We start from the raw sequence: 21084 nt of genomic DNA, 5'->3' as shown, positions 1-21084 counted from the left end.
CGCCCGCCTCGGTGACCGTGCCGAGGCGGGCGGTGTCGTTGTGGGGGCGAGGAGTCTCTACCGGACCACCGAGAGCGTCCGCGTGGCGACGGTGCCGCTCGTGACGGCGCGGACCACGTAGACGCCCGGCGCCAGGTCGCCCGCCTCGACGGCGAGGTCGTGCCACCCGGCCGACCGCTCGCCGGACGCCAGCACCGCCACGCGACGGCCGACGGCGTCGTACACCGCCACCTCGACGGGACCGGCCTCGGGCAGGCCGACGCGCACCGTCGCGCGGCTCCGCGTCGGGTTCGGACGCGACGCGCCGACGCTCAGCACCTCCGGCGGTGCCTCCTCGGCCGACGACGAGGCGGCGGCCGCCAGGCTCATCGGCGACGAGAACGTCAGCGGGTCGACGAGCGTCGTCACGGCGGGCTCGCCATCCGGGATGGCCTTCACCGAGAGACGGTATTCGGCATGCGGGTCCAGGTCCGTCGGCACCGGCCATGTGTACGAGCCCGTGTTCGTCGTCTGAGCGATGAGCCGGTTCGGCGGGCCGTTCGTCAGGTCCACCAGCAGGATCCGAACCGGAGCGCTCGGGTCGATGGCGACGGTCTCCCACGTGATGTCGAGGTCGGCCCCCATCGCGATCGCGCCGCCGGGGGCGGGCGAGAGCACATCGACCGACGGCAGCGGCGTGTCGAGGATCGGGAAGGGGGCGCTGCGGCCGAACCGCGTCGGGTCGTCGAGCGAGACGGCCTCGGTGCGGCAGACCTCGTAGGCCCCGAAGAGGGCCGGGAGCGTGGCGCTCGCCTGCCCGTCGTTGGGCGTGTCGGGGTAGCGGACGAACCGGTCGCGGCCGTCGCAGACGAGCGACAGGCGGACGGTCCCGGTGGGGATGGAGGTCTCGTCCCAGAACCACTTGATGACGTCCTGGAGGCCGTAGCGGGCCGGGCGGAAACCGGTCGCGAGGTCGAGCCGCCGGGTGGTGACGCCCGCGACGCCGGCCGGGCGGACGGTGAAGGGCGCGGACTCGGCGGCGCGCGACGGGTCGGCGACCGAGGCGACCTCGACGGCGCAGCCGGACGCCTGATCGTCCACGCCGCCGTGCGTGCCGAGGCTGGCCGGGACCGTGAAGCCGGCCTGTCCGTCGTTGGGCGTGGAGGCGTAGCGGACGAAGGGCGCGTTGCCGGGGCAGAGCACGGAGACGCGAACGGGGCCGGCCTCCAGCGCCGGGTCGAGCGTCGACCAGACGACGTTGAGGGTGCTGCCGTGGGCGTACGCCCCGAGCGCGGCCGGGCCGCTCACGGCGTACGGCGGGCCGAGGAACGCGGCGGCGGAGAACTCGGACGTGCCGCCCAGGTCCTCGGGGCCGGTGATGGGCGTGGCGGTCAGGGCGACGACCTCGCCGTCGAGCAGGCCCGCGCCGGGGAACGAGCCGACCGCATCGCCCGAGGCGTCGGTGGTGACCGTCGTCGCGCCGACGAAGCGCTCGCCCTCGCCGTAGCCCGACGGGTCGGCGGCGGCGCTGGCGAAGAGTTCGACGCGGAAGGCGGTCGAGGGCGTCGAGTCGAGGGCGAAGTCGACGCCGTCGTCGACGGAGGCGTCGGTCACCACGGGATGGTTCTGGAGGCCGTTGGCGCCCGTGTCGGGGTCGTCGGGGTCGTTGGCCGTCACGCCGTCGCCGCCGAGGTCGATGCCGAGGCCGACGTTGTCGTGGATGGCGTTGCCGACCAGGCGGTGCCCGGCCCCCGTCGGGGCGAGGACGAGGACCCCGTCCGCGTTGTACGCGATCTGATTGCCTTCGAGGCCGTCGTCGACGCCGTCGAGGTCGGAGCCGACGAGGACGTCGACCCCGTCGGAAATCTCGATGCCCGCGGCACCGTTGCCACGCGGCGTGGTCCCGTCGGCGGCGAGACCGATGAGGTTGGCCTGGATGCGCACGCCCGCCGTGCCGTCCAGCACGTACACGCCCCTGTCGGTACTCGACGCGATCACGTTGCCCGCGCCCGGCTGGCCGACGACCGCTCCCGCGACGTTGTCGAGGATGATGCCAGAGAACCCGTTGCCCCGCGGGGTGACCCCGTCCGGAGCAAGCCCGATCGTGTTGCCGAAGATCCCCACGGTGCTGGCGGACCGGACGTAGACGCCCGTCTGGCCGTTCGAGCCGATGGTGTTGCCGACGCCGATGCCGCCGACCGTCACCTCCGGGGTGCTGATGATGGTCACCCCGGAGTTGCCGTTCCGCTCTCCGTCCCCGGCGGCGTTGAGCCCGACGGTGTTGCGGACGACCACGGTCCCCACCCCCGCGCCCCGTGCGTCGATTCCGTTGTTCGCGTTGCCCGCGATCAGGTTGCCCGAGCCCGGGAGGTCGGCGCGGCCGATCAGGGTCGCCTCGGCGCCCCCTTCGACCCGTATGCCGTGGACCCCGTTGCCTCGGTCGAGCAGGCCCGCCGCGTCCAGCCCGAGCGTGTTGCCGAGAATCTCGATGCCGGCGGCTCCGCCCGTCACCCGGATGCCGTTGGACGCGTTCGACGAGCTGACGTTGCCCGCCTCGACGCCGCCGATCACGGTCCCGCTGCCGCCGATCACGTGGATGCCCTCCGCGCCGTTGCCCAGGGGCGCGCTGCCATCCGCCCCCAGGCCGACGAGGTTGTGGGCGACGTACGCCGACGCGTCCGTGTCGATGCGGATGCCGTCGCGGAGGTTGCCGGACACCACGTTGGGGGCCACGATGCTCTGATCCTGGTTCGCGCCGATGCGCACGTTCGTCGGCCCACCGGTGACCGTGATGCCGTCGATCCCGTTCGGAACGGCCGTCGCGCCGTCGGCACCGAGGCCGATGAGGTTGCCGAACACCTGCCCGTTGTCGGTCCCTGTCCCCTCGATGATCAGGCCGGAGAAGCCGTTGCCCGCGATCACGTTGCCGAGGTCGACGTTGCCGACCCGCGCGAAGGCCGGCGCGTCGGCAAAGCGGACGCCGTGGAAGGCGTTGCCGACGGGCGTCATGCCGTCCGCGCCGACGCCGATGTAGGCGTTGTTGACGGTCACGCCGTTGCCGCCCCCGGCGACGTTGACGCCGTTCTCGCCGTTGCCCGAGACCACGCTCCGCTGCCCGTCCGGGCCGCCGACGAAGACGAAGTTGGCGTTCGCCCCGACGAGGATGCCGTCGAGGGTGTTGCCATGACCGGTGACGCCGTCGAGGCCGAGGCCGACCCAGGTGTCGTGGACCTTCGTGCCCGTCGCGTTGATGACGATCCCCTGGAAGCCGTTGTCCGAGACCACGGTCCGGAAGCCGGGCTGACCGATCTGGGCGTTCGTCGCCTCGACGCCCACGTAAAGGCCCTCGCGACCGTTGCCCGCCGGAGTGCCGTCCGGGAAGAGGCCGATCAGCGAGCAGTCGACGCGGTTGTCGGCGCCTCGGAGGGAGACGCCGGCGGCCGGCCCCGAGACGACCGAGAGGCCGCGAATCCAGACGCCGTCGGCACCGACAGCGGTGGACAGCACGTCGTTGAAGCCAGGCGGGAGGAGAGCGCCATCGAGGACGACCTGGAGGCCCGGCACCCCGCCGCCCGCGTCGCACGACGCGCCGGGCTGGGTCGAGCCGTCGATCGAGACGCCGGGGTCGGCGATCCCCGGCAGCACGTCGTTCAGGGTGAGCACCGCAAGACCGCCCGGGACGTCGAACCGGATGTCATCGAGCGTCGGGTCGGCATTGGCCACCTCGATGGCCTCGCGGAGGGAGCAGTCGCCGTCCGAGACGCCGTCGGTGCAGTCGGCCACGCTGGACGCGTCCGAGGCCGTGTCGAGGGCGGTGTCCACGAGGAGCACCGGCGTGAAGCGGACCTCGTCCATCGCGAACTGGAACGCCGGCCCCGTCAGGCCGCCGATGGCGACCACCACCTCCATCACCTTCGTGTAGTCGAACCCGTCGTCGGCACCGGGGAAGACCGAGTTGTCGTCGGTGAAGGCCGAGAGCGGGATGACGACCGTCTGGTAGCCCCCGCCGAGCGGCATCTCGATGGTCGCCTGGTACTCGTCCTCGGTGGCGCCGTCGTAGACGTTGTTGCCGTCGAGGTCTTCGTGGAGGTTGATCTCCAGCGTCATGGGCAGGTTGCCGGCGGACACGGTGGTCGGGCGGAGTTCGAAGGCGAGCGCGGCCGCACCGGACGCGTCCACGGTGCCCGCGCCGCCGGTGATGACCACCCCCGCGAAGGCGCCCGCCAGCGCCGGGTCGATGCCGACCGAGAGGGCCGTGTTCGGGTCGCCGCTCGCCCCGTCCGTCGGCCCCACGCCGACGCCACCGCTGGTCTCGCTGAAGGTGAACACGTCGCTCACGTCGCCGTCGTCGAACGAGTCGAAGACGAGCCCGGAGCTCGCCCGCTGGTAGACGCGCACCCAGTCGTACTGCGCCTGCGCCGGGACGGCGGCCGGGTCGATCGGGCCCGCCCAGGCGTTGTCGGTCAGCCAGAGGTTCATCATCAGCTGCTGGGGCAGGTCCGGGACCTGCGCCGGGTCCGTGCTCTCCAGCACGAGCACGTCGTCGATGTACCAGCGGATCACGCCAGGGTCCCACTCGAAGGCGTAGACGTGGAACTCCTCGGCCGCGTCGTAGGGCAGCAGCGCGTCCTCGGGGAAGGGCGGCACCTCGAAGGGCGCGTTGTTGGGGTCGCCCTCGGCGCCGCCGTTGTAGAAGATGTTGGCCTGCATCGCGTTGGCGTCCCGCCCCCGGAACTCGATGTCGATCTCCTGCCACGGGTCGTAGCGGAAGGTGAAGAACGACGAGATGATGCCCGAGCCCGTCGCCGCCTTCATGCGGGTCTCGAAGCGGCCGTAGGTAAAGAAGCCGGTCGTGTTGTCGGTGCGCAGTTCGGCGCCGCGGTACGGCTTGGTGCCGGTCGGCTCGGCGGTGAGGCGGAGCGTCATCAGCCCGCCCGAGACCTCGATGTTGTCGGGGGAGAACTGCGCCTCGTTGCCGTCGAAGGTGTGCGTGCCCATGTCCCAGCGCGCGTCGAACGCCGCGTCCGCGGCGTCGAAGGATTCCTCCCAGATCAGGTCCCAGCCGCCCGACGGCGGCGGCGCCCCCTGCCCGACCGGGGCGAGGCACACGGCAAGGAGCAGGGCGGCGAGCAGTCGGCGATGCGCGGGACGGGGCCGGGGAGACGAGCGAAGCATGGGAGACCGTGTCGGAGGAAGGCGGGCAGACCCGTCCGTCGGACTCGGTGGCGCGAGGCGTCGGCAGGAGGATGCTGGAACATCGCGCCGGGCAGGTCCCCGAGCGTTGCCTGCGCGTCCCGACCTCCCGCTCCGGGCGTTTCTCTTCGGGCCTCTCGCCCCTCCCGACCCCGGCCGGTAGCTTCGACGCATGCCGCACGTGACGCTCGCCACGCCCCTCGGCCCGCTCCGCCTCGTCTCCGACGGAGCGGCGCTGACGGCCGCCACCTTCGCTCCGGTCCGCCTCGGGCCCGAGGCGGAGGGGTCAGACGCCGTGCTCGACGCGGCGCGCAGTCAGCTGGCGGCGTACTTCGACGGCGAGCCGGTCGTGTTCGACGTGCCGCTGCGGCTGGGCGGGACGCCGTTTCAGGAGCGCGTGTGGGCGGCGCTCTGTGCCATTCCTCACGGCGACAGGGTCAGCTACGGCACGCTGGCGGCGCGGGTCGGGATGCCGAAGGGTGCGCAGGCGGTGGGCGCGGCGAACGGACAGAACCCGGTCGCGGTGATCGTGCCGTGCCACCGCGTGGTGGGGGCGGACGGGGCGCTGGTGGGCTACGCGGGCGGGTTGGAGCGCAAGCGGGCGCTGCTGGACCTGGAGAGCCGCCAGCGACGTCTGCTTTAGCCCGACGCGAGCGCGTGGCCTTCGTCCGCCGGCCCGTGGGTGGCGCGGACGGTTCGGTCCGACTCAACCCGCCTCGGGTGTCCCCCCTCGTCCGCCTCGGTGCCGAGGCGGAGGGTCAGGGCGTCCGCGGCGGGCGGTAGTGGACGCCGAGCACGTCCAGGCGGCGGAGTTGGAGCGGCAGGCGAGACTGGAAGTCGGCCCAGTCGCGGCGGTCGCGCGTGCTCCACGTCACCTCCGAGAGCGCGAGGAGGCGCGGGAAGACCATGTACTCCAAGTGGCTCGGAGTCGGGATGTACTCCGTCCACACGTTGGCCTGGGTGCCGAGGACGCGCGCGGCCTGCGCGGGGGTGAACGACTCCGGGACGGGGTCGTAGCCGTAGACCTTCTCCAGCGGGCTCATCCCGCCGAAGGCGAGCGGCTCGAGCGCTGGGTCGCCCTGGTAGTGGTCGAAGTACATCGTGTGGTTGGGCGTCATCACGATGGCGTTGCCCTGCGCGGCGGCGTAGTCGAGCGCCTGGGGCGCCCAGTGGCGCCAGAACATGAGGATGGCCGTCGGGCTGAGGCCGCCCTCCACGATCTCGTCCCAGCCCATCAGCGTGCGGCCCTTCTCCGCCAGGATCGCCTCGATGCGGCCGACGAAGTAGCTCTGAAGCTCGTGCTCGTCGGCCAGACGCTCGCGCGCCATGACCGCCTGCGCCACGTCGCTCCGCTCCCACGCCGCCTTCGGGGCCTCGTCGCCGCCGATGTGGATCACCTGGCCGGGGAAGAGCGCGACGACCTCCGTGAGGACGTCGTCCAGGAACGCGAACGTCTCCTCCGTCGGGCAGAAGATGTCCTCGAAGACGCCCCACGTCTGGGCGACCTCGACGGGCTCGCCGGAGCAGCCCAGCTCCGGGTACGCGGCGATGGCGGCCGACGCGTGGCCCGGCATCTCGATCTCCGGGACGATGGTGACGTGCCGCTCGGCGGCATACGCGACGACCTCGCGGATCTCGTCCTGGGTGTAGTACCCGCCCGTGCGGACCCCGTCGTAGACCTCGGGCCGCGCGCCCGCGTGGCCGACGAGCGTCTGGTCGCGGAATGCGCCCACCTCGGTCAGCCGCGGGTAGCGCTCGATCTCGATCCGCCAGCCCTGGTCGTCGGTCAGGTGCCAGTGGAAGCGGTTGAGCTTGTAGAGCGCCATCCGGTCGATGAGCCGCTTGACGGTCTCGACGTCGAAGAAGTGGCGGGCCACGTCGAGGTGCAGGCCGCGGTACGCGAACCGCGGCGCGTCCTCGATGGCGACGGCGGGCACAGACCACTCGACCTCGGCCGAGTTGGGCGCCACCCCGACACGCTCGATGGCGGGCGGCGCGAGCTGGCGGAGCGTCTGGGCGCCGTAGAACAGGCCCGCCGCATCGGCCGCGCGCACGACCACGGACCTGGAGGTGACCGTCAACTCGTAGCCCTCGCTCTCGATGGCCGCCTCGGCGTCGAGGGCGAAGACCAGCTGGGACGGGGCGTCGGCGTCGACGAGGGGAAGCGGGAGACCGGAGGCGAGCCGCAGACGGGACGCCCACGCCTCTGCGATGCGCCCTGCTTCGGGGTCGTCGGAGCGGACACGGACCGTGGTCGTGGAGTCGATCACGAATGCGCCCTCCAGCGGCGTCATGAACGCGGGCCGCGGGACGACGGAGACCTGCGCCCGGTCCTGGGCGAACGACGGAGCGACGAGAGCGACGAAAAGGCAGAGAGTGGCGAGCGTCCGCATGGCACGAGCGACGGGAGAGGAGCGAGGCGACGACGACGGCGTCAGCCCGCCTGCGCGGCGGTGGCGATCGCGCGCTGCATGGCGTCGAGCCCGTTGGCGCGGTTGGGCGAGAGGTGCTCGGCGAGGCCGATCTCGGACGGAAACCAGAGGTCGACGGCCGCGGCCTCCTCGGCCGGGAGGCCGTCGTAGACGCGGACGAGCAGCGACGCGAGCCCGCGCACGATCTGGCTCTCCGAGTCGGCACGGACGTGGAACGTGTCGCGGTCGGCGCCCGCGTCGAGCCAGACGCGCGACTGGCAGCCGCGCACGAGGCGGTCGTCGGTCTTGTCGGCCTCGTCCATCGGCGGCATCGCGTCGCCGTGCTCGATGACCTGCTGGAAGCGCAGCATCCAGTCGTCGAGGAACGCGAACTCGTCGACGATGGCCTGCTGGCGGCGGTGGGATTCGGTCACGATGTGGAAGGTGCGGGGTGGAACGTGCGAGGTGTACAGGCGAGAGACCGTTCGACGCCGAACGGTCGACGCGGCACCTCTCACCCGAACATCGCGCGGACGCGGGCCAGGCCGTCGACCAGCGCGTCCACGTCGGCGGGCGTGTTGTAGAAGGCGAACGAGGCGCGGATGGTGCCCTCGACGCCGAAGCGGTCCATGACGGGCTGCGCGCAGTGCTGGCCGGTGCGGACGGCGACCCCCAGCCGGTCGAGGACCGTGCCGGCGTCGTACGGGTGAATGCCGTCGAGCACGAACGAGATGGCCCCGGCGCGCTTCTCGGGCGTGCCGATGAAGCGGAGCCCCTCCACGGCGCCGAGTCGATCCTCGGCGTACCGGATCAGCTCGTGCTCGCTCGCCTCGATGGCGTCCATGCCGAGGTCCATCAGGTAGTCCAGCGCGGTCCCGAGGCCGATGCCGCCCGCGACGTGCGGCGTGCCCGCCTCGAACTTGGCCGGCAGGCCCGCGAAGGTCGTGTTCTCGAACGTGACCCGGTCGATCATGTCGCCGCCACCCTGGTAGGGGGGCAGTTTCTCGAGCCACGCCTCGCGGCCCCAGAGCGCCCCGATGCCGGTCGGGCCGAACGTCTTGTGGCCGGAGAAGACGAGGAAGTCGGCGCCGAGGGCCTGCACGTCGACCGTCGTGTGGGGGGCCGCCTGGGCGCCGTCGATCAGCACCGCCGCGCCGACGGCGTGGGCGGCCTCGATGAGGGGCGCCAGGTCCACGACGGTGCCGAGGGCGTTGGACGTGTGGGTCACCGCGACCACCTTCGTCGCCTCGGTGACGATCTCGTCGAGGCCGGAGAGGTCGAGGTCGCCGGTGTCGAGCGCCGGGATCACGCGCAGCCGCGCGCCGGTCCGCTCGCAGGCCATCTGCCACGGGACGATGTTGGCGTGGTGCTCCAGCGCCGAGACCACGATCTCGTCGCCGTCCGAGAGGAGCGTCGCGAAGCCGTGGGCGACCAGGTTGATGGCCTCCGTCGTGCCGCGGGTGAAGACGACCTCGTGGGCGTCCGCGGCGCCGAGGAAGCGCTGCACCGAGCGCCGCGCCTCCTCGTACGCCTCGGTGCCGGTCGCGCTCAGGAAGTGGACGCCCCGGTGCACGTTGGCGTTCTCGTTGGCGTAGTACGCCGCGAGCCGGTCCAGCACGACCTGCGGCTTCTGGGTGGTGGCCGCATTGTCAAGGTAGACGAGCGGCATGCCGTCGTAGACGGTCCGCTGGAGGATCGGGAAGTCGGCGCGGAGGGCGGCGACGTCGAGCGGGGCGGTGGCGGGCATCGGCGTGGGGTCGGGCATGGCGTAAACAACGGCCGCCCGGTGTCCGTGTGCCCGCCTCGGCGCCGAGGCGGGCGCATTCACCGAGCGCGCACGGCCCGCGGCGAACGCACCGGACCGCCCGGCGTTGGCGCGCCACGTGGAGACACCCGACGAACAGCGACGCCCCTCGGCACCCGAGCCCCCCGCCGAGGTGGTCCACCAGAGCGGCGGCTCGGGCGGCAACGACCCGCTGGCGTCGCTGCGCCTGCCCGGCTTCCGGCTCTACCTGCTGGGCAGCCTGTTCTCCGGGGCAGGCAACCAGATGCGGACCGTCGCGGTCGGCTGGGAGGTCTACCAGCGGACCCAGACGCCGTTGAGCCTGGGAATGATCGGGCTCGTGCTGGCGCTGCCGGTGCTGCTGCTGGCGCTGCCCGCGGGCGCCGCCGCCGACCGGTACCCGCGCAAGACGCTCATCCTGATCAGCCAGGTCGGGCTGGCGCTGTCGGGCCTGGGGCTGGCCTGGGTGTCGTTCACCGACGGTCCGATCCCGCTGACGTACGCCTTCCTACTCGGCACCGGCATCTTCCGCGCCATCGGCTGGCCCGCGTCGCAGGCCATCGTGACCGGGCTGGTGCCGACGCGCGTGTTCGCCAACGCGACCATGTGGCGGAGCGTGGCCTTCCAGCTCTCGGCGACGCTCGGCCCCCTCGCCGGCGGCGTGTTGCTGGCGACCTCCGGGGCGGGCGTCGTCTACCTCGCCGACGCGGCCTCCAGCGTGGTCCTGTTCGTCTGCCTGCTGTTCATCACCCCGACGCCGCAGGCGCGGTCGGTGGAGAAGCGGTCCTGGGCGAGCGTGATCGAGGGCGCCCGGTTCGTCCGCCGCCAGCCGGTGATCCTGAGCACGATCACGCTCGACATGGTGGCGGTGCTGTTCGGCGGGGCCGTGGCGCTGCTGCCGGTCTACGCGACCGACGTGCTGGGCGTCGGCGCGACGGGCTTCGGGTGGATGCGGGCGATGCCGTCGCTGGGCGCCATCACGATGGGGCTCGCGCTGGCGCTGCTGCCGCCGATGCGGAAGGCGGGCCGGGCGATGCTCGTCGCCGTGGCGGCCTTCGGGCTGGCGACCATCGTGTTCGGGCTGTCCACGAGTTACCCCCTGTCGCTGATGGCACTGTTCTGCATCGGCGCGGCGGACAACGTGTCGGTGGTGGTCCGCTCGACTGTGCTCCAACTGCTCACGCCGGACTCGATGCGGGGGCGCGTGGCGGCCGTCAACGCAGTGTTCATCGGGACGAGCAACGAGATCGGCGAGCTGGAGTCGGGGGTGGTCGCGAGCCTGATCGGCAGCGTGGCGACCGTCGCACTCGGCGGCGTGCTGACGCTGGTGACCGTCGGCGCGGCGGCGCTGATCTGGCCCCCGCTGCGACGGCTGGGCGCGCTGGAGGACCTGGAGCCGCCGGCGGACGGAGAGGACGCCCCCTCGACGCCCCTTCGCCTCTGACGACCTCCCAGCCGGCCCACCTCGGTGCCGAGGCGGGCGCGGTCAGCGGCCCGGCGTGTCGTGGTAGGTGCCCAGCACCGCGTACTGCCTCGGCCCGCCCCCCCAGTTGATGAGCAGGCCGCCCGCGCGGAGCCACGCATGGAAGTCGAGGACGCCGTCGCCCTCGTCCCGGACCCCCAGCGACAGCGTGGACGGCAGGCCGCGGCGGTGGAGCATCACACGCCCGGCGAAGGCTTGCGGCAGGCACGTGTCCGGGTGCTTGCGCCCCGCCCGACGGAGCGCCCGCCGAACGGCCAGGACCCCGTCCGTCGCCGTGTGGGTGCCGTCCAGTGGGGCATCGGGCGCGCCCGCTTCGCCGAGCAGGGGCGTCAGACGACGGATCGGCACGACCCGCAGCACCACGCGGAACGCATGGAACAGCACTGCGGCCTCGACCGCGCGGCCCAGTTCGGGCAGCGGCAGACGGAGGACGCGCAGGAGACGGAGCCGGGGCACGAGTGGGGACGAGGCGATCCGGAAAACTAGCCTCCTGCCCAGGACCCTCCCCCTGAAGGCGCGGATGAAGAGACCGTGCCGTGTCCCTCCACGAGACCCCGGCTTCCCCTCCAGCCGTAAGTTTCTCACTCTTTCGCCTCGCCTCCATGTCCGACGCTCCCCTCCCCTCCGACGCCCCGCTGCGTCGCGCCCAGCGCGCGATGCACGCCGACGTCAACGGAACCGCCGTGATGATGGACATCGAAGCGGGCCACTACTACGGGCTCAACGCCGTCGGCACGCACATCTGGGGCCTCCTCGCCGAGCCGACGACGCCCGCCCAGATCGCGGCCGACCTGCCGGTCCACTTCGAAGTCGAGCCAGAGGAGGCCGAGCGAGCCACGCAGACGTTCCTCGCGGACCTCCTGACCCGCGGCCTGATCGAACCCGCAGGCGCCTAGCATGAGCATTCCAGCCGAGGACGACGCGTACCACTACGTCGCGTACGGGCTCCACGTCGCCTCGTCGCTGGCGCTCCCCGAGTTGCGCCCCGCCCCGCAGGAGGTCGCGACCACCGAACCCGACCTGCGGATCGGGTTCGGGACAGTGCCGGACGACATCGGCGAGCCGCTGGCCGAGCGCGTGACGTGGGCCGGGCGCGCGGGCGCGTGGCGCCACGAGATCCACGGCGTGGCCCGCTACCTCGTCCAGAAGGAAGGGTCGGAGGTCGTCATCGAGCGCACCGGCGGCACCGATGCCGACGTGCGGGCCTTCCTGTTCGGCACCACGCTGGGCGCGATCCTGCACCAGCGCCAGATGTTCGTGCTCCACGCGTCGGCGGTCGTGGGGCCGGGCGGCGCGGTCGTGGTGGCGGGGCGCTCCGGTGCGGGCAAGAGCACGACCGCCGTGGAGCTGGCCCGCCGCGGCCACCCCATCCTGAGCGACGACAAGACGGTCGTCCAGTTCGACGCCGACGGCACGCCGATGGTGCTCTCCGGCTACCCGACGACGCGCCTCTGGGAGGACGCCGTCGAGCGCATGGGCACCGCCCCGTCCGACCTGGCGCCGCTCCGGGAGGACGCGCGGAAGTACCTCTACGAGGTGCCCGCCTTCCAGACCGAGCCCGCGCCGCTGCGCGCGATCGTGGTGCTGCAGCCCTGGAACGAGATCTCGCTCGACGCCCACGACCCCGGCGACGCCCGCCTCGACGCCCCCGGCGTGCTGGTCGCAGAGCGCCTCCAGGGACCGGCGGCCGCCAAGGTGCTGCTCAAGATGACCTACCGCCGCCGCATCGTCGAGAGCGCCGGGCTGCAGGTGCCCCACTTCGCGTGGGCCATGCGGATCGCCGGCGCGGTGCCCGTCGTCCAGGTCATCCGGCCGCGTCTGGCCCAGACCCTCGGCGAAGTCGCCGACGCCGTCGAGGCCCAGCTGGCGCGTGCGGTCGCCGAGGCGGGCTGATGGGCGCCGTCATCTGGCTCGCGTCGTACCCGAAGTCCGGCAACACCTGGACGCGGGCACTGCTGGCCGGGCACGACGAGGCCGGGGCGCTCGACCTCAACCGGATCGGCCACGCCGGCCACCCGGGCGGCATCCGCGGCCTCGACGACCTGATCGGCGTCAACCCGACGATGCTCCGCATGGACGAGATCGACCGGTACAAGCCCGACGCGGCCCGCGCATTCGCGCGCGACACGGCCGACTGGGCCGGCGTCGTCTACTGCAAGATCCACAGCGCGAACGTCGCAACGGCGTCCGGCGACCGCTTCTTCCCCGCCGACGCGGGGCGGGCGGTCTACATCGTCCGCAACCCGCTCGACGTGGCCACCTCGACGGCGCCCTTCTTCGGCCTCGACATCGACAAGGCCATCGCGCGGATGGCCAACTCGGACTTCATCCTCAACCCCTGGCGGCGCAGCCACACCTACATCGCCCCGGAGCCGATGGGGTCGTGGAGCGACCACGTCCTGTCCTGGCTCGACGCCCCGGGCCTGGACCTCCACGTCGTCCGCTACGAGGACCTGCACGCGGATACCGCTGGCACGTTCGCCGCCGTGCTCGACTTCGTCGGCGTCGACACAGATCCGGCGCGCATCCAGGCGGCCGTGGAGGCCGCGCGCTTCGAGCGACTCCGCGAGAAGGAGTCCGCCGAGGGCTTCTGGGAGCACAACATGGGCCGTGCGACGGCGCCGTTCTTCCGCAAGGGGAAGACGGGGTCCTGGCGCGAGGAGCTGACGCCCGAGCAGGCGCGGCGCGTCGTGGCTGACCATGAGGCCGTCATGCGACGCCTCGGCTACGGCGACGTGATCGACGAGGTCGCCGCGCTCCCGACGGAATGAGCGCCCCGCATGCCCTTGCCGTCCGCCCCGGCGACGCGCCCGCGCGCGGCCCGCTGGGCGCCGCCGTCGTCTGCTTCGACGACTGGGCCGGGACGCCGGGCGTCCACCTGCTCTACGCCGACCTCGACCTGGCCGACCGCGCGCGCCTCCACGCCGACCTCGGGGCCGAGGCCGAGGGGACCGACGACGACGCGCTCGTGGTCGCGGCGATCCAGACGTGGGGCGACGACGCCCCCGACCGCCTCGGCGGCACGTTCGCCTACGCCGCCTGGGACGGCGCCCGCCAGGCCGTCGTGGGCGCCGTCGACGGCCTCGGGCTGCAGCCGCTCGGGGTCGCCGAGACGCCCGGCGGGCTCGTGATCGGCGGCGACGTGCGGGCGGTGCTCGCGGCCGACGGCGTGCCGGACGACCTCGACGAGGGCGCGCTCGCCGCCGCCCTGCTGGACGCCGCCTTCAAGCCCGCCGCGGTCGGGCGGACCTTCCTACGCGCCATCCGGGCGCTGCCCCCCGCGCACCGGCTCGTCGCCGACGGCACTGGCGTCCTGACCACGCGCTACTGGCGACCCGAGACGACGCCCGTGCGCCACTTCCGCGGCATCGAGGCGTGCGGCGCGGCCCTGCGGACGCTCCTGCGGGAGGTCACCGCCGAGGCCATCGGCGACGCCGAGCCCGGCACCGTGGGCGTCCACCTCTCGGCGGGCATCGACTCGACGGCGGTGGCGGCGTTCGCGGCCGAGGCGCTGGCGGCCCGCAGCCTCCCGCCGCCGACCGCCTTCTCCTGGCTCCCGGCCCCCGCGCCCGGCACGCCGCCCGCGCCCGACCAGGCCCGCGTGCTCGCCGTGGCCGACCGCTGGGGCATGGACGTCGTGTGGTGCCCGCCGACGCCCGACGACGCCCTGGCCGGCCTCTCGATGGATGCGACGCGCGAGCCCACCACCATGTGGACGCCCGAAGCCCCCGTCCGCCGCGCGGCTGCCGAGCGAGGCATCCGCCTGATGCTCTCCGGCTGGGGCGGGGACGAGGCCATCAGCTTCAGCGGGCGCGGGCTGGTGGGGCCGCACCTGCTGCGGACCGGCCGGTGGGGGCCGCTGATCGCGTTCGCGCTCGCCGACCCCCGCGCCGCGCTCCAGCGCTACCGGGCGTCGCCGATCCGCCGCGCCCGGCTGACGGCCCACCCGCCGCTGGATGTGATGCGCGAGGCCGCGCTTCGGGGCGAGCACGCCACGTTCGCCCGGCCGGACCTGCTCCGGCGCGCGGACCTTCCCGAGAGCCTTCCTAAGCCCGTCGGGGACCCGCGTGCGTACCTCGCGTGGCTGCTCCACCGCGGCCACCTCGGGCAGAGGACGGCCGCGTGGGCGCAGGTCGGGACGCCACTCGGCCTCCGCTACCGCTACCCACTGCTCGACCGCCGCGTGCTGACGTTCGCGCTGTCCCTGCCTCCAGAGGCCTGGCTCACGCGGCGACGGCTCCGGCGCTGGCCCCTCCGCGAAGCGACGGCCGGGCTCGTGCCCGACCGCGTCCGTCTGCACGACTCGAAGGCGGAGCCGACCTGGACGGAGGCCTCCCGCCAGTCCACCGAGGTGGCCGCAGCCCAGTTCGCGAGCCTCGCGGCCCGGCCAGGAGCCCACGCGCGCGCACATCTCATCGACATAGGGGCCCTCCAGGAAGCGCTTTCAGTATGGACGCAGAAAATTGAAGCAGAAAACCAGGGCCGGTGGACCGCATTAGGCCTTCAAGCCGTATCCTTCCTTTCATCACCCCCCGCTCCCCTTTCCCGACCGCCGCGATGAACACGCTCGACTCCACCCCGCAGGACGACCGTCAGCCCTGGACCGCTCCCGCCCTCACCACCCTCGACCTGACGGGTGAGACCGAGACGGGCACCCAAGACTTCAGCTCGGAGAGCTCCTTCCCGAACGACCAGCGCTACGCCTCCTAGGCGAGTCTGCTGTCGTCCGATTTCGGGCGCCGCTCCTAGATTGGGGCGGCGCCCGTTCCCTTCCTGGCTCTCGCGTTCTATGTCGCTCGCTCCCCCGCTGGCCGCCCCGCGCGGCATCGACAAGCGTCTCGTCCTGGCCGGTGTCCTGCTGGCTGCCGTCGCATTCGCCTTCTGGACCGGCTCCCGGTACCCGTCGCTCGACAACAAGGCGATGATGGCGGGCGACGCCGAGATCACCGGCCTCGCCTTCGACCGCGTCGTGGAGGTCGCCCCGGACGCGCCGGTGCTGACGCGCATCGGCGCCAACTCGGTCAACTGGGCCTACACCAACAAGCAGGGGATGACGTTCGGCGTGCTGTTCGCCGCCCTCGTGCTGACGGTGCTGCCGCTCGCGTCGAAGCGCAAGTTCGAGGGGGGGATGGCGAACACGCTGATGGGCGTCGCGATGGGGGCCCCGCTGGGCGTGTGCGTCAACTGCGCCGTGCCCATCGCCGAGGGCATCCACCAGTCCGGCGCGAGAGGCGAGACGACGCTGGCCACGCTGATGTCGTCGCCGACGCTCAACGTGGTCGTGCTGTCGATGACGTTCGCGCTGTTCCCCTTCTGGATGGCGTCGCTGAAGCTCGGCCTCACGCTGGGCTTCATCCTGCTCGTGATCCCGCTGCTGGTGCGGATGCTGTGGAAGGAGCGCGGCCCCGCCCCTGCCGCCGAGGTGCTCGCCCCGGACGGCGCGACCATCGGCCCGGATCTCCCCGCGGCCCCGGCGCTCGACGAGGCGATGGGCTTCGACACGCGCCCGGCGACGTGGGGCGCGGCGATCGCCTGGACGGTCCGCTCGCTGGTCAAGAACCTCTGGTACATCGGCAAGACGACGGTCCCGCTGATGCTGCTCGCGGGCCTGCTCGGCGCCATCGTAGTGACGCTGCTCCCGTGGGAGGCGCTGACGAACTGGCTGCCGGCCCTGCAGCTGAAGGCCCACCCGATCCAGACGATCGCGACGCTCGCCGCCGTGGCCCTGCTGGGCACGTTCCTGCCGGTGCCCATCGCGTTCGACGTGATCGTGTGCGCGATCCTGAGCGCGGCGGGCGTCCCGCTGGCCTACGTGGCCGTCCTGTTCGTGACGCTGGGCACGTTCAGCGCGTACCCGTTCCTCCAGATCCAGCACTCGATGTCCCGGCCGACGGCCGTGGGCCTGTTCGTGGGCGTGGCGCTGCTGGGCGTGATGGCGGGCGTGGCGGCGCTCGTGCTGAACCCGTGGTACGAGACCCGTCAGCAGACGGTCGCCGCGACGGCGCTGCTCGCGGCCGACCCGGCCCCGCGCGCGACCTTCCCCACCGAGGCCCTCTCCGCCGACGCCGTCCGCGCGCTGCTGATCGCCGCGCCCGCCTCGGCGGCCGTGTCGTCGGCCGACGGCGTGACCGTGGAGCGGACCGCGTTCCGCACCGCCGGTACCGGCGGCGGTGAGCCCGGCACGATGGCCTTCACCTCCATCCACGGCGCCGACCTGGGCATCGCGGAGCCGAGCAACGCGACCGTGGACCGCGCCCTCGTGGGCATCGGCACCAACCGCGCCGCGGCGTCGGGCGACGTGCACGGCGACGGCTGGCCGGACCTCGTGTTCACCTCGCAGGCCGGCGTCTCGCTGTGGGCCAACATCGGCGGCGAGCGGTTCGTGCGTCAGGAGATCGCCGTCCCGGCCTTCGACGACCTCTACATCGCCGACGCCGGGCTCGTGGACCTCGACGGCGACGGCGCGCTCGACCTCTACGTGGCCTCGGCGGGCGGCGGCAACCACGTCGTCTACAACGACGGCGGCGCGTTCACCGAGGCGGGCCACGTCGTGCTGCCGAACCTGCCGGGCGCCTTCCGCTCCACCTCGACCGCCTTCGGCGACGTCAACGGCGACGGCGCGCTCGACATCGTGGTCGGCAACGTGGTCGGCGCCAACGTCCGCACACCGGGCAACCCGGCGGACACGTCGCTGGAGGAAGCCCGCAACGCGCTCCTCCTCAACGAGGGCGGCCGCGGCGCGTTCGCGATGGAGGCGCTGCCCGGCGTCCCTGGCGAGACGCTCTCGTTGCTGCTCTCCGACCTCGACGGCGACGGCGACCTCGACCTCGTCGCGGGCAACGACTTCAGCACCCCCGACGTGTTCTACCTCGGCGACGGCGCGGGCGGCTTCCGGCTCGTCACGCGCCAGGACGGCATCGTCCCGACGGGCACCAACACGACCATGAGCGTCGTCTCGGCGGACCTCGACAACGACCTCCGCCCCGAGCTCTTCATCGCCCAGATCGGGCACCTGGAGAACGCGCGGGTCGCGGGACGCCTCCCGGCGGACGTGATGTGCGCCGAGCGGGCCGAGCAGGACCGCGAGGCGTGCGAGCGCGCCTACCGCTTCCAGCTGACCCAGACACGCGCCCGCGACCAGCAGTCGGCGAGCGTGTGCATGGAGCTCGACGACCCCGCCGAGCAGGCCGACTGCGCGGCCAACTTCCTCGCCCAGACCAAGGGTCGCAACGGCGCCAACTGTGACGTGCTGACCGAGGCGGGACGCTGGCGGCTCCAGAGCCGCTACTGCGCCCTGTTCGAGCAGCGCGTAGCGCCCCTCTCGGAGGCCGACAAGGCGGCCCTGATCCCGTCGAAGGGCAACAACCTCAACGTCCTCTTGCGCCGCGCCGACGGCGACGCCCTCCGCTACACCGACGAGGTGGAGATGTCCGGCCTCACGCGGACGGGCTGGACCTGGGACACCCGCTTCGCGGACTTCGACCAGGACGGCTGGCAGGACCTGTTCGTCGTCAACAGCGTGATGATGAACCGCCGCAACGACCGTGACCTGCTGTTCCGCAACGTCGACGGGCGCCGCTTCGAGAACGTCACCGAGACGGTCCCCGGCCTGGGCTCGTGGATGGCGACCTACGCCACGACCGCCGTCGACCTCGACCTCGACGGCGACCTGGACCTCGTGACGCCCCGCGCCATGGGCCCGGTGGATGTTTTCCGGAACGAGGCGGGTGGGGCCGCCCTCCAGGTGGTGCTCCGCGACGATGCGGGCGGCACGACCACCGGCATCGGCGCCACCGTCATCGTCCGCTACGGTGACGGCAAGCACCAGATGCGCGAGATCCAGGCCTCGGGCGGCTTCCTGTCGTTCGACGAGCCCGTCGCCCACTTCGGCCTCGGCGACGCGAGCGCCGTGGACACGATCGAGGTCCGCTGGTCGACCGGCGAGACGACCGTCCTCTCGGGTCCGTTCGCGACCGGCGCGCGCTACACGGTCCGCCGGGAGACGCGCTGATGCTGTTGTTGACAGGCGGGGCGCGGCGACGCGTCCTCGCGATCCTGCTGGTCGGCCTGGGGATGGGGAGTGCCTGCACGCCCGAGCCCCCGTCGATGCCCGAGGTGCTGGCCGAGAAGCACGAGTGGCTGGCTGAGGCCCGCGGCGCCCCCGCCTTCACCAACGGTCGCGCACGCGCGCTCCGGGAGATGGACAGGCCGCCCCCAACGACGCTCCGCGACATCGTGCGTGGGTCCAGCCGCCTGCTCCAGGGCGGACTCACGCAAGAGGCCATCGACATGCTGAGCCTGGGCGACAGCACGGCCTGGGAGCCCGCACAGATCTCACGCCTCGGCGTCGCCTACCTGCGGCTCGGCGAGCAGGCCAACTGCCTGGCCGCGGGCCACGCCGCTGAGGTCTGCATCCTGCCGTTCCGCGCGGCGGCCGTCCACGCCGACCCCGAACCTGCGCGCCGCGCCGCCGCCCTGTTCGAGACGCTGCTCGACCGCGACTCGACCGACCTCGACGCCCGCTGGCTGCTCAACATCGCGCACCAGGCCCTGGGCGACTACCCCGACGGCGTTCCGGCGCGGTACCGCATCCCCGGCCTCGGCGTCCCGCCCGAGGGGGCCGCCGACGGCTTCCCGCGCCTGGAGAACGTCGCCCCGGAGCGCGGTGTCGCCACGATGGCGCTCTCCGGCGGCGCCGCGCTGGACGACTTCGACGGCGACGGCGACCTGGACCTGATCGCGTCCAGCTGGGGCCTCGCCGATCCCATCCGCTACTACGAGAACGACGGCCGAGGCCACTTCACCGAGCGCACGCAGGAGGCGGGCCTCGACGGGCTCACGGGCGGGCTCAACCTCATCCACGGCGACGTGGACAACGACGGCGACCTCGACGTGTTCGTCCTCCGTGGCGCCTGGACGCGGCAGTGGGGCGAGATCCCCAACTCGCTCCTCCGCAACGACGGCCAGGGCCGCTTCACCGACGACACGTTCGCCGCCGGACTCGGAAGCGAGCGCCCGACCGGCGCGGCTGCCTTCGCCGACGTGGACGGGGACGGCTGGCTGGACCTGTTCGTGGGCAACGAGGTCGGGGAGCGACGCACGCACTACGCCTCCGAGTTGTACCTCAACAACCGCGACGGCACCTTCCGCGACGCGGCGCGCGAGGCGGGCCTCACCGTCGATGCCTTCGTCAAGGGCGCCGTCTGGACCGACGCCGACGCCGACGGCCGGCCGGACCTCTACGTCAGCGTCATGAGTGCGGCCAACCGCCTCTACCTCAACCGCAGCACCGACGGCCGCGTCCGCTTCGAGGCGGCGCCGGTCGCCGCAGGCCCGGAGGCGAGCTTTTCGGCGGCGGCCTTCGACTGGGACCAGGATGGCCGCGACGACCTGATGGCGCTCGCCTACCCCAGCCGAGGGTTCTCGGAGGGCGACGGGCTCGCGGGCGGCGCGGCGCGCGAGGCGCTCGGGATGCCTCCCCGCCACGAACCCACCCACCTGTTCCGCAACCTCGGCGGCTCCTTCGGCGACGTCACCGAGGTGGCCGGGCTGGGCCGCTTCACCGCGCCCGTCATGGGTGTCAACGTGGAGGACTTCGACGGTGACGGCTGGGTGGATCTGTACGCGGCGACCGGCGCGCCCAACTTCGCCGCGCTCGTTCCCAACCGCCTGCTGATGGGCGGCCCCGACGGCCGCTTCGTGGACCGGACGTACGTGTCGGGCACGGGCCACCTGCAGAAGGGGCACGGCGTCTCGTTCGGTGACGTAGACGGCGACCTCGACCCGGAGCTCTACGTGGTCGCGGGCGGTGCGTTCGAGTCGGACACGGCAGCCAACCTGCTCTTCGACAACCCGTGGCAGGACCGGGGCTGGGTGGTGTTGCGGCTGGAGGGGCAACAGGCCAACCGCTCCGCCATCGGCGCCCGCGTCGCCGTCCGCGTCCTCGATTCGGACGGCTCCCGGCGCACGCTCTGGCGGACGGTCGGGATGGGGGGGAGCTTCGGCTCGAACAGCCTCCAGTTGGAGGTCGGGCTGGGCGGCGGCACCGTCGAAGCGGTGGAGGTCACGTGGCCGGGGAGCGGCACCGAGAGCACGTTCGGCGACGTCGAGCGCGGAGGGCGCTACCGGCTGGTCGAGGGCACGACGGCGGCGCAGCCGATCCCCCTCACCCTCGACGCGACCCCTGCACGTCCCACGATGGGCGGACACGAAGGCCACGGCGCCTGACCGCCGCG

14 protein-coding genes are annotated in these 21084 nt (G+C 72.9%); 9 read left to right on the top strand and 5 right to left on the bottom strand.

From position 1 onward, the window contains the following. Positions 1-57 precede the first annotated feature (57 nt). On the bottom strand, positions 58-5154 hold the full coding sequence (locus tag B1759_RS13700) for a family 16 glycosylhydrolase (RefSeq protein WP_143537390.1): 5097 nt from the start codon (positions 5152-5154) through the stop codon (positions 58-60). 190 nt (positions 5155-5344) lie between these two features. On the opposite strand from B1759_RS13700, the gene B1759_RS13695 reads away from it, so the two are divergent. Then, on the top strand, positions 5345-5815 hold the full coding sequence (locus B1759_RS13695; protein ID WP_095515624.1) for a methylated-DNA--[protein]-cysteine S-methyltransferase: 471 nt from the start codon (positions 5345-5347) through the stop codon (positions 5813-5815). A gap of 115 nt (positions 5816-5930) precedes the next feature. Here the strand turns inward: B1759_RS13695 and B1759_RS13690 are convergent, their stop codons facing one another. From B1759_RS13690 to B1759_RS13680, 3 genes are all read right to left on the bottom strand, one after another. Next, complete coding sequence (locus tag B1759_RS13690; RefSeq protein ID WP_095515623.1) at positions 5931-7565, bottom strand: beta-N-acetylhexosaminidase; 1635 nt, start codon at positions 7563-7565, stop codon at positions 5931-5933. A gap of 41 nt (positions 7566-7606) precedes the next feature. Beyond that, positions 7607-8017 (bottom strand): SufE family protein, encoded by a 411-nt coding sequence (locus B1759_RS13685; protein ID WP_198948883.1) that lies wholly within the window; start codon positions 8015-8017, stop codon positions 7607-7609. 80 nt (positions 8018-8097) lie between these two features. After that, on the bottom strand, positions 8098-9330 hold the full coding sequence (locus B1759_RS13680; RefSeq protein ID WP_095515996.1) for a cysteine desulfurase: 1233 nt from the start codon (positions 9328-9330) through the stop codon (positions 8098-8100). 136 nt (positions 9331-9466) lie between these two features. On the opposite strand from B1759_RS13680, the gene B1759_RS13675 reads away from it, so the two are divergent. Then, positions 9467-10810: an MFS transporter gene (locus B1759_RS13675; RefSeq protein WP_158225260.1), complete on the top strand. Its 1344-nt coding sequence runs from the start codon at positions 9467-9469 to the stop codon at positions 10808-10810. Positions 10811-10852: 42 nt separating this feature from the next. Here the strand turns inward: B1759_RS13675 and B1759_RS13670 are convergent, their stop codons facing one another. Beyond that, entirely contained in the window at positions 10853-11305 is a 453-nt protein-coding gene (locus B1759_RS13670; RefSeq protein WP_158225259.1) for a lasso peptide biosynthesis B2 protein, read from the bottom strand. 146 nt (positions 11306-11451) lie between these two features. Between B1759_RS13670 and B1759_RS13665 the strand changes: the two genes are divergently transcribed. From B1759_RS13665 to B1759_RS13640, 7 genes are all read left to right on the top strand, one after another. Continuing rightward, a complete protein-coding gene (locus tag B1759_RS13665; protein WP_095515620.1) occupies positions 11452-11745 on the top strand; it encodes a PqqD family protein in 294 nt (97 codons plus the stop codon). 1 nt (position 11746) lies between these two features. Then, on the top strand, positions 11747-12742 hold the full coding sequence (locus B1759_RS13660; protein ID WP_095515619.1) for a hypothetical protein: 996 nt from the start codon (positions 11747-11749) through the stop codon (positions 12740-12742). Next, on the top strand, positions 12742-13620 hold the full coding sequence (locus B1759_RS13655) for a sulfotransferase domain-containing protein (protein ID WP_095515618.1): 879 nt from the start codon (positions 12742-12744) through the stop codon (positions 13618-13620). Before B1759_RS13660 ends, B1759_RS13655 begins: the two co-directional genes overlap by 1 nt. After that, a complete protein-coding gene (locus tag B1759_RS13650; RefSeq protein ID WP_095515617.1) occupies positions 13617-15410 on the top strand; it encodes an asparagine synthase-related protein in 1794 nt (597 codons plus the stop codon). The genes B1759_RS13655 and B1759_RS13650 overlap by 4 nt, the downstream gene beginning before the upstream one ends. After that, on the top strand, positions 15407-15559 hold the full coding sequence (locus B1759_RS19760; RefSeq protein WP_158225258.1) for a hypothetical protein: 153 nt from the start codon (positions 15407-15409) through the stop codon (positions 15557-15559). The genes B1759_RS13650 and B1759_RS19760 overlap by 4 nt, the downstream gene beginning before the upstream one ends. 79 nt (positions 15560-15638) lie before the next feature. Continuing rightward, positions 15639-18860: an FG-GAP-like repeat-containing protein gene (locus tag B1759_RS13645; protein WP_095515616.1), complete on the top strand. Its 3222-nt coding sequence runs from the start codon at positions 15639-15641 to the stop codon at positions 18858-18860. Further along, the gene (locus tag B1759_RS13640) at positions 18860-21076 is read left to right on the top strand and encodes a CRTAC1 family protein (protein ID WP_095515615.1); all 2217 of its coding nucleotides are present in this window, start codon (positions 18860-18862) and stop codon (positions 21074-21076) included. The genes B1759_RS13645 and B1759_RS13640 overlap by 1 nt, the downstream gene beginning before the upstream one ends. Positions 21077-21084 lie beyond the last annotated feature (8 nt).

This window comes from Rubrivirga sp. SAORIC476 (assembly GCF_002283555.1).
Lineage (GTDB): Bacteria > Bacteroidota > Rhodothermia > Rhodothermales > Rubricoccaceae > Rubrivirga.
Note: the sequence above shows the minus strand (reverse complement) of the source record. Positions and strands in the feature narration are given on the sequence as shown.